This window comes from Ruegeria sp. C5 (genome assembly GCF_056537605.1).
In genome coordinates, this window is the sequence record NZ_JBQFRX010000001.1 from 656,904 (window position 1) to 672,817 (window position 15,914).

At 58.4% G+C, this 15,914-nt stretch carries 12 protein-coding genes; 6 read left to right on the forward strand and 6 right to left on the reverse strand.

Going from position 1 to position 15,914, the window contains the following annotated elements:
* The first annotated feature begins 11 nt into the window (after nucleotides 1-11).
* Nucleotides 12-1,676, forward strand: a complete 1,665-nt coding sequence (locus ACR0AW_RS03335) for a hypothetical protein (RefSeq protein WP_170732337.1) — start codon at nucleotides 12-14, stop codon at nucleotides 1,674-1,676.
* Nucleotides 1,673-2,350 carry an SH3 domain-containing protein gene (locus ACR0AW_RS03340; protein ID WP_170567142.1) on the forward strand — a complete coding sequence of 226 codons (678 nt, stop codon included), beginning with the start codon at nucleotides 1,673-1,675 and terminating at the stop codon, nucleotides 2,348-2,350. The genes ACR0AW_RS03335 and ACR0AW_RS03340 overlap by 4 nt, the downstream gene beginning before the upstream one ends.
* Here the strand turns inward: ACR0AW_RS03340 and mfd are convergent.
* Nucleotides 2,347-5,802 carry a transcription-repair coupling factor gene (mfd, locus tag ACR0AW_RS03345; RefSeq protein ID WP_170732338.1) on the reverse strand — a complete coding sequence of 1,152 codons (3,456 nt, stop codon included), beginning with the start codon at nucleotides 5,800-5,802 and terminating at the stop codon, nucleotides 2,347-2,349. The two genes, ACR0AW_RS03340 and mfd, sit on opposite strands and share 4 nt — an antisense overlap.
* Before the next feature lie 21 nt (nucleotides 5,803-5,823).
* Nucleotides 5,824-6,348 (reverse strand): component of SufBCD complex, encoded by a 525-nt coding sequence (locus ACR0AW_RS03350; protein ID WP_170732339.1) that lies wholly within the window; start codon nucleotides 6,346-6,348, stop codon nucleotides 5,824-5,826.
* 120 nt (nucleotides 6,349-6,468) lie between these two features.
* Between ACR0AW_RS03350 and hemB the strand changes: the two genes are divergently transcribed.
* From hemB to ACR0AW_RS03370, 4 genes are all read left to right on the forward strand, one after another.
* Entirely contained in the window at nucleotides 6,469-7,467 is a 999-nt protein-coding gene (gene hemB / locus ACR0AW_RS03355; RefSeq protein ID WP_170732341.1) for a porphobilinogen synthase, read from the forward strand.
* Nucleotides 7,468-7,610: 143 nt separating this feature from the next.
* Complete coding sequence (locus ACR0AW_RS03360) at nucleotides 7,611-8,183, forward strand: lipid-binding SYLF domain-containing protein (protein ID WP_170396874.1); 573 nt, start codon at nucleotides 7,611-7,613, stop codon at nucleotides 8,181-8,183.
* Between the two features lie 165 nt (nucleotides 8,184-8,348).
* On the forward strand, nucleotides 8,349-10,811 hold the full coding sequence (locus tag ACR0AW_RS03365) for a penicillin acylase family protein (RefSeq protein WP_170396872.1): 2,463 nt from the start codon (nucleotides 8,349-8,351) through the stop codon (nucleotides 10,809-10,811).
* A 103-nt stretch (nucleotides 10,812-10,914) separates the two neighbouring features.
* Nucleotides 10,915-11,310, forward strand: coding sequence for a nuclear transport factor 2 family protein (locus ACR0AW_RS03370; protein ID WP_170567134.1), 396 nt, complete (start codon nucleotides 10,915-10,917; stop codon nucleotides 11,308-11,310).
* Here the strand turns inward: ACR0AW_RS03370 and hflX are convergent.
* The 4 genes from hflX to trkA form a co-directional block, all read right to left on the reverse strand.
* Nucleotides 11,307-12,578, reverse strand: coding sequence for a GTPase HflX (gene hflX, locus ACR0AW_RS03375; protein ID WP_170732343.1), 1,272 nt, complete (start codon nucleotides 12,576-12,578; stop codon nucleotides 11,307-11,309). The two genes, ACR0AW_RS03370 and hflX, sit on opposite strands and share 4 nt — an antisense overlap.
* Nucleotides 12,578-12,817, reverse strand: a complete 240-nt coding sequence (hfq, locus tag ACR0AW_RS03380) for an RNA chaperone Hfq (RefSeq protein ID WP_005982826.1) — start codon at nucleotides 12,815-12,817, stop codon at nucleotides 12,578-12,580. Before hfq ends, hflX begins: the two co-directional genes overlap by 1 nt.
* 131 nt (nucleotides 12,818-12,948) lie before the next feature.
* Entirely contained in the window at nucleotides 12,949-14,490 is a 1,542-nt protein-coding gene (locus ACR0AW_RS03385; protein WP_170396867.1) for a TrkH family potassium uptake protein, read from the reverse strand.
* Nucleotides 14,490-15,866, reverse strand: coding sequence for a Trk system potassium transporter TrkA (trkA, locus tag ACR0AW_RS03390; protein WP_170396865.1), 1,377 nt, complete (start codon nucleotides 15,864-15,866; stop codon nucleotides 14,490-14,492). Before trkA ends, ACR0AW_RS03385 begins: the two co-directional genes overlap by 1 nt.
* Nucleotides 15,867-15,914: the final 48 nt, after the last annotated feature.

The following is a 15,914-nucleotide window of genomic DNA, read 5'->3' on the forward strand; positions in this document are numbered from 1 at the left end:
GAGGGGGCGCCATGAGCGACTATTATGATCTGGGCACGTATTCCTGTGCCGTCACCACAGCATCACCCGAAGCACAGCTTTGGTTCGATCGCGGATTGGTCTGGACGTATGGCTACAACCACGACGAAGCGGTCACGTGCTTTCAGAAAGCTGCCGAGATTGACCCGGATTGCGCCATGGCCCATTGGGGCGTCGCCTATGCAGCAGGCCCAAACTATAACCTGCCGTGGGAATTGCGGGACGATCACGGCCGGGCCAAATCACTGGCCATCGCCTATGATGCAACACAGAAGGCGCTGTCGCTGCTCAACGGGTGCACAGCGGTTGAGCAAGCATTGATCCGCGCCCTACCCGCCCGATACCCTCAGCGTGACCCCATCGAAAACATGCACCAGTGGGACTATGACTATGCGGATGCCATGCGCGCCGCATTTGCCGAACAGCCTGATGATCTGGACCTGCGCACGATCCATGTTGAGGCGCTGATGAACCTCACCCCGTGGCAGATGTGGGACCTGAAAACGGGCCAACCAGCCGAGGGTGCCGCGACCCTCGAAGCGCAAAACGCTTTGGAGAGCGCTTTGGTCAATGACCCGGCGTCGATGTCTCATCCCGGTCTACTTCACCTGTATGTGCACCTGATGGAGATGTCGCCGACGCCAGAAAAGGCGCTGCAGGCCGGAGACATCCTGCGCACACTCGTACCCGATGCCGGTCACCTGGTGCATATGCCGACCCATATCGACGTGCTGTGCGGCCACTATCACAACGTTGCCTACTGGAACGAAAAGGCTACCGAGGCCGATCTGAAATATTATGAGCGTGAAGGCGCGTTCAACATTTATACCGGCTATCGTCAGCACAACTATCACTTCACCATCTATGGCGCTCTGTTTCTCGGTCAGATGGAACCAGCCCTGCGTGCCAATCAGGGCCTGTGGGATACCACCCCCGAAGATATGCTTCGGATCGAAAGCCCGCCCATGGCGGATTATTTTGAAAGCTACATGTCCATGGGCCCGCATATCCTGATCCGCTTTGGCCGCTGGGAAGAAGCCAAGGCACTGAATTTGCCAGACGACCCTGACCTTTATCGCACTTTGACAGCAACAACACATTATGCTCGCGCCATCGCCCATGCGGCCACTGATGAGGTGGCGCAAGCCGAGGCCGAAGAGCAGTTGTTCCTTGCCGCAAAAACCTGCGTGCCCGAGACCCGCCGCCTGCACAACAATCGGGTCATCGACCTTCTGGAGATCGCAGCGGAAATGCTGCGCGGAGAAATCGAGTATCGCAAAGGCAACTACGAGATTGCCTATGCACATCTACGCCGCTCGGTCGAGTTGGATGACACGCTGCCCTATGACGAGCCATGGGGTTGGATGCAACCAACACGCCATGCGCTTGGTGCGTTGTTGTTCGAACAAGGGCATGTGAACGAGGCCGAGGCAGTCTATCGTGAAGATCTAGGCTTGGGTGGCACGCTCAGCCGCGCCTCGATCCACCCTGACAATGTCTGGAGTTTGAAGGGTTTGCATGATTGCCTGAAAGCACGCGGCGAGACAGTAGAAATCCGCCAAATCAAGCAACGCCTTGATCTTGCCTTGGCGCGCGCGGACCGCACCGTCGGCGCGTCATGCTTCTGTGCCCAAGCCGCTATGAGGGCTGCGGAATGAAGCTATTCCTTTTGGTGGCAGGCCTGCTGCTTGCCACTCCAGCGCTGGCACAGCGCCAGACCTTTCCACCTATCGACGAGGCAGGTCAAAATCCATCACTGGTCGCATTCCGAGCTGACTTGCTGGCGAAAATCGAGGCACGCGATACCGATGCAGTTGTCGCCGCCGCTTGTCCCGACATCTATCTCAGCCACGGTACAGCAGGTGGACCGGAAGAGTTTCGCACCAACTTGACTGTGCCTCCGGAAACGCTTGGTGAAGAATTTAAGGACGAGGCTGCGGAGCTACGTGATTTTTACTGGTCGCAATTGCAGCAAACGGTTTCCCAACCGGGATATTTTGACGATCAGGGTGAATTCTGGATGCCGCACTATTGGCGGATCATTCTTCCCGCTACAGTGGACCCTTTCACCGCCTTCTACGTTTCGGGCGAAAGCATCACACTGCGTCAAGCACCGTCTCGTGGCGCGCCCATCCTCGCGCTGATCAGTCATGAAATCGTGATCGTCCCTGACTATCAACCTGATGAGGAATACCAGAAAATCAGACTGACCGATGGGACATCGGGCTACTTACTCAGCGATTTTCTGGCATCAATGGTCGGTTACCGCGCTGCGTTTGTAAAATCCGAAGCGGGTGACTGGCAGCTCTGCACTTTTGTGACAGGGGACTAGGCTTTCGCCTTTTTCTTCACAGCCACGACCTTTTCGGCCAGATCACGGGCGATGGCAAACGCACCTTTGATCTTGTCGCTGTCCTTCTTCCAGTCGCGCCGCACAACGATCTTGTTGTCCTTGACCTTGGCCAGCCCGCGTTGGTTCTGAATGAACTCGACCAACCCCTCGGGTGAGGCGAACTTATCATTGTGGAACTGTATCGTTGCGCCCTTTGGCCCGCCGTCCAGCTTGGCGATCCCGGCACGTTTGCACATCGCCTTAATGCGCACGACAAGCATCAGGGTATTCACCTCTTTCGGCAGGCTGCCGAAGCGGTCGATCAACTCGGCAGCGAATCCTTCCAGTTCCACTTTCGTCGACAGTGACGACAGGCGGCGGTAGAGGCCCAGACGCACGTCCAGATCGGGCACATAATCCTCGGGGATCAGAACCGGGACACCCAGATTGATCTGCGGCGCCCATTGGTCATCGGCATCCGATAGCCCCTCCATCTCGCCGGCTTTGATCTTGGCAATCGCCTCTTCCAGCATCGATTGGTAGAGTTCGTAGCCCACATCACGCATCTGGCCGGACTGTTCCTCACCCAGCAGGTTGCCCGCACCACGAATGTCGAGATCTTGCGATGCCAGTGTGAACCCGGCCCCGAGCGTATCCAGCGAGCCCAGAACCCGCAGCCGTTTCTCAGCCGTCGCCGTCAGGCGCTGGCGCGGTTTGGTGGTCAGATAGGCATAGGCGCGGGTTTTTGAGCGCCCCACCCGCCCCCGGATCTGATAGAGCTGCGCTAGGCCAAACATATCCGCCCGATGCACAACCATCGTGTTGGCAGTTGGAATATCCAGCCCGCTTTCCACAATCGTCGTGGCCAGCAGAACGTCGTATTTACCGTCGTAGAACGCGTTCATCCGGTCATCAAGCTCACCCGCAGCCATCTGCCCGTGTGCGACCACGTAGGATAATTCAGGCAACTGCTCTTTCAGGAATTCCTCGATCTCAGGCAGGTCAGAGATGCGCGGCACCACATAGAAGCTCTGCCCGCCACGATAATGCTCGCGCAGCAGCGCCTCACGGATCGTTACCGCGTCGAATTCGCTGACATAGGTGCGGATCGCAAGCCGGTCGATGGGGGGCGTGCCTATGATCGACAGATCACGCACGCCTGTCAGGGACAGTTGCAGAGTTCGTGGGATCGGTGTCGCTGTCAGGGTCAGGACGTGTACATCTGAACGCAGCTGTTTCAGCCGTTCTTTGTGGCCCACGCCGAAATGCTGTTCCTCGTCGATGATCAGCAGGCCTAGATTATTGAACCGTATCCCTTTCGCCAGCAACGCATGGGTGCCGATCACGATATCTACAGTGCCTCGCGCCAACCCATCGCGGGTTTGCTGCGCCTCTTTGGCCGAGACAAAGCGCGACAGTTGCCGGACTTCAAGTGGGAAACCCCGGAAGCGTTCCTTGAAGGACGCCGCGTGTTGCCGCGCGAGCAACGTGGTCGGTGCCACAATGGCAACCTGTACGCCCGACATCGCGGCGACAAAGGCTGCGCGCATGGCGACCTCGGTCTTGCCAAAGCCTACATCCCCACAGATCAGGCGATCCATCGGCGCGCCGGAATGCATATCCTCCATCACTTCGGAGATGGCGCGCAACTGATCGTCGGTCTCCTGATATGGGAAACGCGCGCTGAACTCTTCCCATGCATGCGGCGGTGGGTCCATGACAGGAGCTTTCCGCAGGGCTCGTTCGGCGGCGATGCGGATCAGCTTGTCCGCCATTTCGCGGATGCGCTCTTTCAGCTTGGCCTTCTTGGCCTGCCAAGCGCCACCACCCAAGCGATCAAGCAGACCTTCGTCATGGCCATATTTCGAAAGCAGTTCGATGTTTTCGACCGGCAGGTAGAGTTTGGACTGTTCAGCATATTCCAGCAGCAGGCATTCATGCGCGGCCCCCGCAGCCGTAACGACCTCCATCCCCTGATACCGCCCGATCCCGTGGTCAACATGCACCACCAGATCACCGGGCGACAGCGACTGCGTTTCAGTCAGGAAGTTCTCGGCCTTGCGGCGTTTCTTGGGTTGGCGGATCAGACGGTCGCCCAGAACGTCCTGTTCCGAGATCACGGTCAGATTGGGCGCTTCAAACCCGTGTTCCAATGCCCAAACCGCAAGATGCAGGCCGCGCTTTCCAACCCGGGTTCCGTCGGTCACCGGGATCGCCTCGGCCAGGCCTTCATCTTCGATCAAGCCGGTCAGTCGTTCACGAGCGCCTTCGGAGTAAGAGGCAATGAGGACCGGCCCCTTGTCCATCTTTTCGGTGATATGCGCCGCCAGAGCGCCAAACAGGCTGATGCTTTCCTGCTGACGTTCGGGTGCAAAGTTGCGCCCGATCCGTCCGCCTGCATCGATCACGCCCGGACCACTCGCCTGCGGCAGCGGGCTGAACTGCAAAACGCGACGATCGCCCACTGCATCTTCCCATGCAGCATCGTCCATATAGAGCAGACCGGGAGGCGTCGGTTTATAAACCGTATCCATGCGCGAGCGGTTTTCCAAAGCGAGCTTTCGCGTCTCATATTGATCCGCAATCGTATCCCAGCGCGCCAGCCGAGCAGGCGTGACTTGATCGTCAAGCGAGATTGAGGCCCCCGGAAGATAGTCGAACAGGGTTTCCAGTTTTTCATGGAAAAACGGCAGCCAATGCTCAATCCCCTGGTGCTTGCGACCTGCGCTGACAGCTTCGTATAAGGGATCATCCGTACCCGCCGCGCCGAATTCGATGCGATAGTTCTGACGGAATCGGGTGATGGCGGCTTCGTCCAGTATGACCTCGGACACCGGGGCAAGCTCGACCACATCAAGTTTTTCAGTCGTTCGCTGCGAGACAGGATCAAACCGGCGTGCACCATCCAGAACATCCCCGAACAAGTCCAGCCGCACGGGACCGCTCTCACCGGGTGGGAAGATGTCGATGATACCGCCTCGGATAGCGTAGTCTCCGGGCTCCATCACCGTGGGGCTTTGGGTAAAGCCCATGCGCACCAGAAAGTTGCGTAGGGCATCTTCGTCGATGCGCTGATCTACGCGAGCGGTGAATGCGGCCTCTCGCAATACTGCACGCGCGGGTACCCGTTGGGTCGCGGCATTGAGCGTGGTCAGCAGCACGAACCGCTGCGGCATCTGATGCACCAAAGCAGCCAGTGTTGCCACGCGGGCAGCAGAAATGTCGGCGTTGGGCGACACCCGATCATAGGGCAAGCAGTCCCATCCGGGGAATACAAATACGGGCATGTCCGGCGCAAAGAATGCCAACGCTGCCCGCATCGCCTCCATCCGTTTGTCATCGCGGGCGATATGACAGACTGGACCGCCCGAGCGCGCGATCTCATTCAGCACAAGCTGTGCATCAAACCCCTCGGGGCCGCCGCCGACTGTTACGTGGTTCGGAGCCGTCATTACCTTGCCTTTCAGGGACTACTAACCCAGGACACCAATCGAAATGTTCTGATACATTCCCCAGAACGCAGTGATCAAGATCGAGAACATACCGATGATCTGAGTAAAGGTCCGACTGCGCGTCAGCGTATTGGAAACATTTTCTACGGTCGCTTCTTGAGTCTGCAATCGACGCGCTGCCGCAATACTGATCATCATGACAAAACACATCGGGAGCAGAAGAAGGAATACGGCCTGTGCAAATTCCACGTCGTAGAAGAATCCCAACGTTGCAAGGCCTGTCAAAACAAAACAGCAAATTGCCATCAATACCAGACCCGAGGTTTCGACGATGTACAACACTCTGTTCGAGTTGATCCGCGCGACATCGAGAAGGTCTTGTTCTGATTGACCACCTACACGACGGGCGCGCATCACCAGATCATAGGGCACCCCCATCGTCCAGTGGCTGGCAGATGACCAAAGAACGGCCAGACCGATCCAGTACCACAGATTCGAAAAACTCCGCATGTCGATGAGTTCGAAAATCGAAGAGTATATGTCCAAGCGTCTGCCCTTTGTTCAACGTCCGCAGGGACCGTCATCGTAGCGATGCGTCCATTGTTACCCTTGAGACCACCGGGAATTCATGCCACCCAATGCGCAATTGTTCAAGGAGAGTGCGCCATGAAACCGACCATCGCCCCATATCCCCGGACCCGTTTCCGCCGGGCCCGCCAATCTGAGGCGATCCGGGGTCTGGTGCGCGAGAACACATTGACCGTGAATGACTTTATTTGGCCTGTTTTTGTGCGCGACGGTGAAAACATCGAAGAACCCGTCCCGTCGATGCCCGGGGTCGTGCGACGCTCGGTCGACCTGATCGCCAAAGCCGCGGTTGAAGCGCAAGCCCTTGGTATTCCTGCAATATGTATTTTCCCGTACACCGATCCGAGCCTGAAAACCGAAGATTGTGCCGAGGCCTGGAACCCCGACAACCTGTCCAACCGCGCCATTCGTGCAATTAAGACTGCTGCGCCCGAAATCGCGGTGATGACGGATGTGGCCCTGGACCCCTACAACATCAACGGCCATGACGGCTATGTGGTCGATGGCGAGATTGTGAATGACCAGACTGTTGAGGCGCTGGTGAACATGACGCTGGCGCAGGCCGAAGCCGGAGCTGACATCATCGGCCCGTCCGACATGATGGATGGCCGTATCGGCGCCATGCGCAGCGCACTTGAGTCGGCGGGTCACCACAATGTCATGATCCTGAGTTATGCCGCCAAATATGCCAGCGCTTTCTACGGCCCTTTCCGCGACGCCGTTGGGGCATCGGGCGCTCTGACCGGTGACAAGAAGACCTATCAGATGGACCCTGCCAACTCGGACGAGGCCCTCCGTCTGATCGAGCGTGATCTGACCGAGGGTGCAGATATGGTCATGATCAAACCGGGGATGCCATACTTGGATATCTGCCGACGGGTCAAAGACAGCTTCGGTGCGCCGACCTATGCCTATCAGGTGTCTGGCGAATATGCGATGATCCAAGCCGCTGCACAAAACGGTTGGATCGACGGCGAAAGGGTGATGCTGGAAAGCCTACTGGCCTTCAAGCGCGCAGGGTGTGACGGCATCCTGACCTATTTTGCACCCGAAGCCGCGCGCATCCTGCAGGGCTAACACCTCAGATTGTCGCAATTTTTCGCCGATTTGCTGCGTGCGCAGCACAGCTTTCCCGTGACAGGCCGGTGCAATCGGCGTATTCTTGCAGACAAGATCGGGAACACCCGACATTTCAGGCACATACACAGAGACAGAGAAACATGAGCAGTTCAAACTCCCCCCGACTTAGCCGTCGCGGTTTTGCTTTTGGCATGGCCGGACTGACGCTGACCGCCGCCTGCGGCAACGGCGTTGGCAACTCCAACGCAGTCACACTCGACGCGCGCGTCGACGCGACGCTGAACGAGATGTACAGCAAGTATCCCAACACCGTTGAGATTGCCAACAAGGCCAACGGAATGTTGGTCATGCCACTGATTACAGATGCCGGATTTATCTTTGGTGGCGCCTATGGTCAGGGTGCACTGCGTATTCAGGGCGCGACGGTCGACTATTATTCCGCCATCTCCGGTACTGCGGGCCTGCAGATCGGCGCACAGCAATATGCGCATGTTCTGTTCTTTATGACCGAAGAGGCCTTGAACGATTTCCGCCGCTCCAGCGGTTGGACGGCCGGTGCAGATATCGGATACGTCGTCGACGCGACCGGAGAATCCTTGTCGACCGACACCACTCAGTTGCGCAAACCCGTGCTGGCCGCAGTCTTTGGACAAGCGGGTCTGAAGTTCGGCGCGACGGTCGAAGGCACCAAATATACGCGCATCATCCCCTAAGACCCAAGATACCACCCTCCCCCCTCTGACGAGCCCCGCTACATCTTGTGGCGGGGCTCCGAGTTTTCGCGGATTTCCACAAATTCCAGTGGCATTCCTCTTTCGGTCGGGCGGAGGTTCCAGTAACCTTGGCGCAAATGACCGCATAGAATTCTCGGGGGACAGATGGGTCTGGTTTTTCGCTGGCTGGTGAGACTTACGACAGGCCTGATCCTGCTGGCAATCGCTGCTGTGGGGTTGGTCTACTTTCTGGCCAGCCAATCCCTGCCTGAATACAATCAAACCCTTGAAGTTGAAGGAATAACTGCCCCTGTCGAGATCGTTCGCGACACTGCAAATGTGCCGCATATACTGGGCCAGTCCGACCCGGACGTGTTCTTTGGTCTGGGCTATGCCCATGCACAAGACAGGCTGTGGCAGATGACCATTCTGCGTCGGACCGCACAGGGCCGCTTGTCCGAAGTGTTCGGCCAGCGCACGGTAGCCATCGACAAATTACTGCGTCGTTTCGATCTTTACGGACTCGCCCATCGCTCAGTCGAGTTTCAGGACGACTATACCAAGGCCGCGCTTCGCGCTTATTCCGCAGGGATCAACGCCCGGCTTACCGAGATCAACGAACAGGCGCTTGGACGTGGCGCCCCCGAGATGTTCCTGTTCAACGCCCCCGTTCCCCCATGGCAGCCGGGCGACAGCGTAGCGATTATCAAGCTGATGAGCCTGCAGCTTTCCGGCCATCTTGCTGATGAAGTGTTGCGCGCACGCACATCGCTGATGCTGGATAATCCCGCACGGCTGGCCGACATTCTGCCCGACGTCCCCGGTCCCGGTATTGCCGCGCTGCCCGAGTATGCTGATCTGTTTCCAGACCTTCCGCGCTATGCCCAAGGCACCCCGATGCCCGACACGCCGCTGTCGCCTTTCCCGCAGCGCGGGCTGGCAGGTGCGTCAAACGCGTGGACCGCCGCGCCGTCCCGCTCGGCCAGCGGTGGCACGTTGCTGGCAAACGATCCGCATCTGGGCCTCACCGCCCCGGGTATCTGGTATCTGGCGCGGCTGGAACTGGCCAAAGGCGGCGTTATCGGTGCAACGATTCCAGGCGTACCGGCAATCTCAGCCGGACGGAGTGAGCGCCTGGGCTGGGGCCTTACCTCCTCCTATCTGGACGATCAGGACGTTCACATCGAACAACTGAACCCCGACAATCCCGAAGAATACCTTACCCCAGACGGCTACAAACGCTTTCAGACCCGCCCTTCGATTATCGAGATCAAAGACGCCGCCCCAATTACCCTGACCCTGCGCTGGACCGAGAATGGCCCGGTTCTGCCGGGCACGCATTATGATCTGGAAACCATCACACCACCGGGCCATGTCGCGTCTCTGTCGTGGAGCGCGCTAAGCCCCCGCGATACATCCATGAGCGCCTCTTTGGCGCTGATGAATGCCGATTCAGTTCGAGACGCCATCGACGCGGCCGAGGACTATATTGCCCCTTCGCAAAACTTGTCGCTTGTCGATAAAGACACGATCGGCATGAAACTGGTCGGCGCAATGCCCCGGCGCGATCTGAACAATCAAAGCCGAGGCCGCATTCCCACCCCCGGCTGGCTGGAACGGAACCGTTGGCAGGGCCGCCTGCCCTATTCAGACAATCCTGAATTCGTGGCCCCGGTCGGCGGAGTTCTGGGTAACACCAACAACAAGATTATCGACCGGCCCTTCCCGCGCCATGTGTCGTACGAGTGGGGCGACACCCAGCGGGTCAATCGCTGGGAACGCCTGATGCAATCGCGCGAGGTACATACGCGTGACAGTTTTATCGAAGCGCAGTTGGACACGGTTAGCTTTACAGCGCGATCACTGCTTCCTCTGATCGGCGCCGACCTCTGGTTTACCGGTGAGTCGGCACCCGATGGCACGCCCGAACGGCAGCGTCAGATCGCGCTGGATCTGCTGGCCAACTGGAACGGTGAGATGAACGAGCATCTGCCGGAACCCCTGATCTACGCCGCATGGTTGCGCGCGCTGCAAATCCGCCTGATCTCGGACGAACTTGGCCCGCTGGCTGCCGAATACAAGCATGTCGAGCCGCTGTTTATCGAACGGGTGTATCGCGATATCGACGGTGCCTCGGTCTGGTGCGACGTGGTTCAGAGCGCGCCCGTTGAAAACTGCACCGACATGGCACGACTGGCCCTGGATGACGCGATCATTTGGATTTCCGAGCGCTATGGCCCCGCACTCGAATCTTTACGCTGGGGCGATGCGCATCAGGCCACCCAGGACCACCCTGCGCTGGGCCAGGTTCCGGTGCTGCGGTTTTTCGTCAACATCCGCCAATCCACCAGCGGCGGCGATAACACCCTGCTGCGCGGGCGCACGTCAGGCGAAGGACCGGACCCGTTCCAGAATGTGCATGGCGCAGGTTATCGTGGCGTCTACGATTTTGCGGACCCCGATAGTTCGGTTTTCATCACCGCAACTGGCCAGTCAGGCCATTTCCTATCCCGCTATTATGACGATCAGGCCCAACTATGGCGGCGCGGAGAATACATCCCTATGTCGCTGGATATCGGGCTTGCCCGTGCAGCGGCGGTTGGTGTGACTGTCCTGAACCCGCGCTGATCTGATCGGCAAATCCCCGCCCCTTTTTGAACCTCGCGTGGCGCACCCCTTCGTTATCGCCTAAACTCGTCTGGCCGTCGCATTGCACGAAGGGGGAAAATGCATGGGCAGCTTTCGAGACACCTTAAACAATCTCGCACGCGATTATGCGATCGCCTGGAGCTCGGGCGATCCCGACTTGGTCGCCAGTTTTTTCGCCCCCGAAGGTCAGATCAGCATCAATCGCGGTGAGCCCCTGCGTGGCCATGCCGCAATCGCCGAAATGGCTCGCGGGTTCTATGCAGAATTCCCCGATCTTGAGGTGCGTTGCGATATGATGCGTTGGGCCGGAGGGCATGCCATTTTTGTCTGGACCCTCGAAGGCCATCACGCCGAGACCGGCAACCGTGTCGTTACACGCGGCTGGGAAGAGTGGGAGCTTTCAAAGGACAACAAGGTGCTATCGTCGCTTGGGTGGTTCGATGCAGAGGATTACCAGCGCCAGATAGACGGTACCTAGAACGCCGCGAAGCGGGACGCCTGCTTGTCAGTCCAGAGCACCGTGATCTCGAACCCCTCTTCGGTCTGATCTTCAGACCTGACCACATCCTGACGATAGAGCCACGCGCGTTTGGCACCATCGGCAAAGCCCAGTTTCAGGATAGTCTCATGCCGCGCGCCCTGCAGGATCGTGGCGATTTCAGACAGCAGCGGATCAACACCTTCGCCCGTTACGGCCGATATGGCAAAGATCGCCGGATCACGCTCGGCCCGGGCAAGCGCGGCTTCGCGGTCTTCCGGGCTCAGCAGATCGATCTTGTTCCAAACCTCCAACCGGGGGCGACTGTCCTCAACACCCAAAGAGTTCAGGATCGCCTCAACATCCCGTGCCTGTGCCTCGGTTTCTTCGTGGCTGATATCGCGGACATGCACGACCAGATCAGCCCCCAGAACCTCTTCCAGCGTGGCGCGGAAGGCCGCAACCAGTTCCGTGGGCAGGTTCGAGATGAAACCCACGGTATCGGACAGGATCACCTCGGGGCCATCCGGCAGCTCAACCCGTCGCATGGTTGGGTCCAACGTGGCGAACAGCATGTCTTTTGCCATCACCTCGGCCCCGGTTAGGCTGTTGAACAGCGTGGATTTCCCGGCGTTTGTATAGCCAACAAGTGCAACAATCGGGTATGGAACCTTCGCGCGCGCTGCGCGGTGTAAGGTGCGGGTCTTCACCACTTTTTGCAATTGGCGGCGCAGGCGGACCAGTTGTTCATCAATGGCACGCCGGTCGGCCTCGATCTGAGTTTCACCGGGACCACCCACAAACCCAAGGCCACCGCGCTGACGTTCCAGGTGGGTCCAGGCCCGAACCAGTCGCGTACGCTGATAGCTAAGCGCGGCCATCTCAACTTGCAGCACACCTTCACGGGTACGCGCACGGTCGCTGAATATTTCCAGAATCAAACCGGTCCGGTCGAGGATTTTGACCTTCCACGCCTTTTCCAGATTGCGCTGCTGAACCGGAGTCACTGGCCCGTCGATCAGAACCAGCTCGATCTCATTGTCGTGGACGCGTTCGGCCAGTTCCTCGATCTTGCCGCTGCCGAATAGAAAACCAGCCTGCGCGCGCGGTAGGCGCACTATTTCGGAACCGACCACATCCAGATCGGGCAAAGCGGCAGCTAGTGCCACCGCCTCTTCCAGCGCTGGTTCGGGGACACGGCGCTGTTCATCTGATTTGATTTCGGGATGCAGCACCCAAGCCCGGGTGCGCGCCCTCTCATGTTCCATCAAGAGGCGTCTTCGCCCTCATACAGGTTGATCGGCTGTGACGGCATGATGGTCGAAATCGCATGCTTGTACACCAACTGCGACTGTCCGTCGCGGCGCAGCAGCACGCAGAAGTTATCGAACCAGGTGATTACACCCTGCAATTTCACACCGTTGATCAGGAATATTGTGACCGGGACCTTTGCTTTCCGTACATTGTTCAGGAACGCGTCCTGCAGATTCTGTCTGTCCGAAGCCATATTTTGTTATCTCGCCATTGTTCTTGCTACGCGCTGCGGACCAACGCGCTCCCTCCGGCAGAGTATGGAGTGCCGCGCACAGATATTCCAGATGAAAAATCAGGCAGTAACACCAGGTGCCTGACGCAGGGTCAATCGCGCCACAGCGTTGGCGTAATCAGTGCCACGATCGCCAGAGTTTCCAACCGCCCGATCACCATCGCCGCGCAGACCGTCAACTTGGCCCCGCTGGAAAGATCAATCAGACGTATGGGCACATCCGTTGCCAATTCAATCAACGGCCCCGTGGTGCTGAGTGCGGCAACGCTGAGCAGCATGGCCTGTTCAAAACCTACGCCCATGACGGCCAGCAACAAATCGAACAAGGCCAACGTCAGGGCGAACATCATCAGGAAGATCCAGGCGATGAAGGCACCGTCGCTTTGAATGCGGCGGTTGCCGCCACCCTCTCCGCTGACCGAAGAAGGATAGATCAGTCGGTCAATCTCGCGCTTGCCATTCAGATAGAGCGCAAAAACCCGCAACAGCTTTACCCCACCCGCAGTCGTCGCCACGCCTCCTCCGACCAGGGCTAGCCCCATCAGAATCAGGCCCGGTGTGCTCAAGCCCGACAATTGCTGCGCGTCGTTCCAGTTGGCGCTTTCAAATCCGGCCGTGGTCAGAAACGACATCGCCGTAAACATGAACCCCCAAAAAACGCCAAGTGCTTGCCGCACTTCGACGGCAATGTTCAGTTCGGCCGTTCCAGCCAAAAACCGGATGAACAGCAGCACAGCGACCGCCAGCACAATGAAGATGCCAATCCTAAATTCTGGGTCTTTGTCCAGCCGCGAATACCCTGAGGTCGCTGTATCGGTCGAAAAGGTCAGCCGCGACAGGGCAAAGAACAGGAACAGGAACAGGATCGCCTCGCCAGTGATTCCTGCGGTCGATCCTTCCAATCCACCGACGGGTGATATGCCGGAAGTCGCAATCACTGACATCGCGTGGCTCACGGCAGTAAGCCCTTGCTCACCTGCGATCAACAGCAGGATCCAGATCACAGCTGTCAAACCCGCATAGACGGGTGCCAATGTGCGCGACACGCGGATCAGATGGCCGCGTGGATCGGACTTCTCGCTCTGTGCCACGCCCGAGACGGGACGCCCTGGTTGCCCCCGGGCTGTGACTTCGAAACCGCCCAACGACAAGGGTGCCAGAATCGCGGCCGCCGAGATCCACATCAGCAATCCGCCCATCCAACCGACCAACGCGCGCCATAAGTGCAACGGCGCCGAAAGGCGTGCGGGATCGGGGAACAGATCAGCGCCGGTTGTGGTCAGCGCGCTGACCATATCGAAATAGGCGTTCAGGAAGCTGGTTGTCCCCAGCGCATCATGAAACGGAATAGCAAGAAATATCGGCAGTACGGTAAAGGCGGCCAGCAGAACCGCCAATTGGCCAAGCGTTCCCCGCCGTGGTCGTCGGTTCGACATGGCCAGAGCTATGATCGACACCGCAAAAACACCCAGCAATCCGGAATAGAAGAATGACCGTGAGGTGGCGTGATCATCCAGCGCCAGCGCATAAACTGCGGGTATCCACATTGCCAGCGACACGATACCCCAGATCATCAGCAGCAGCGGCAATCGCCGCAATACTCCGATCCGTTGCTGTCCGCGTGCTTGCAACATCAGAAGAAATCGATTGAAACCTGCATCAGACGCTCAACCTCGGGCACGTCTTTGGCCATTGCAAAGATCGCCACCACGTCTTTCTCGTCGATGCGCAGGCTGCCGGTCGGGCGCAGAACCTCGTCACCTTTGCGTACTGCGCCGACCAGAACGCCTTCTGGGAAATCGATGTCGCGCAGTTTTTGTCCAGCCATGGGCGAGGTTGATAGCACTTCGGCCTCGATTACCTCGGCCTCGGCATCACCAATGGAATACACCTGACGCACGCGCCCGTGCCGAATGTGACGCAGGATCGAACTGACAGTGGTGGCGCGCGGGTTAATATATGCGTCAATCCCCAGCGGTCCCATCAAGGCGACCATGCTGGGGTCGTTGATCAGGGCGATGGCCAGTGGACAACCCTCTCCCTTGGCGCGTACCGCGGCCAGCATGTTGGTGCGATCGTCATCCGTGACCGCCAACATCGCGTCGGCGCGCTCAATCCCTGCTTCGCTCAGCAAAGATGAATCAAGGCCGTCGCCGTTCAGAACAATGGTCCGCTCCAATGCTTCGGCAGCGATTTCGGCGCATTTGCGGTCACGCTCGATAATCTTGGCCCGCACCCGGCTTTCGCGCTCTTCCAGTGTGCGGGCCACTTCCAACCCGACATTACCGCCACCGACGATCACCACACGATCTTGCTTACGCTGAGCCTTGCCGAACACCTCCATCGTACGTTCAACGTCCTTGACGCTGGTGAAGACGTAGCATTCGTCGCCTACAAACAGCTGATCCTCGGATTCCGGTGCAAACAGCGTCCCTTCGCGGCGCACACCAACCACAATCGAGCTGAGCGTTGAAAACAGGTCGGTCAATTGTCGCAGCGGTGTGTTGACGATGGGGCAGTCTTCTTCGACTCGAATGCCCAACAGTTGCGCCTTACCGTCCATGAAAATCTCGGTGTCAAAAGCAGAAGGTGCCGAAAGACGGCGCATCGCTGCGGCGGCAACCTCGCGCTCGGGGCTAATTACGACATCGATGGGCAGATGATCACGACGGTACAGATCGGAGTGGATCGCCTCAAGATAGGATTTTGATCGCAAACGCGCGATCTTGCGCTGGATCGAAAAAACCGAATGCGCCATCTGGCAGGTGACCATATTCACCTCATCCGAATGTGTCGCGGCGATGATCATATCGGCATCCCGCGCCCCTGCACGATCCAGCACATCCGGATAACTGGCGAAACCGGCGATCCCCTGCACGTCCAGCGTCTCGGTCGCGCGACGTACCAGATCGGGATTGTTGTCGACCACCGTCACATCGTTCAGTTCGCCCGAAAGGTGACGCGCAATCTGCCAGCCGACCTGACCGGCGCCGCATATGATGACCTTCATGCTCTTGGCCTTTCTGCCTGAAATCTTTGAATGACAGATGCCCCCAAA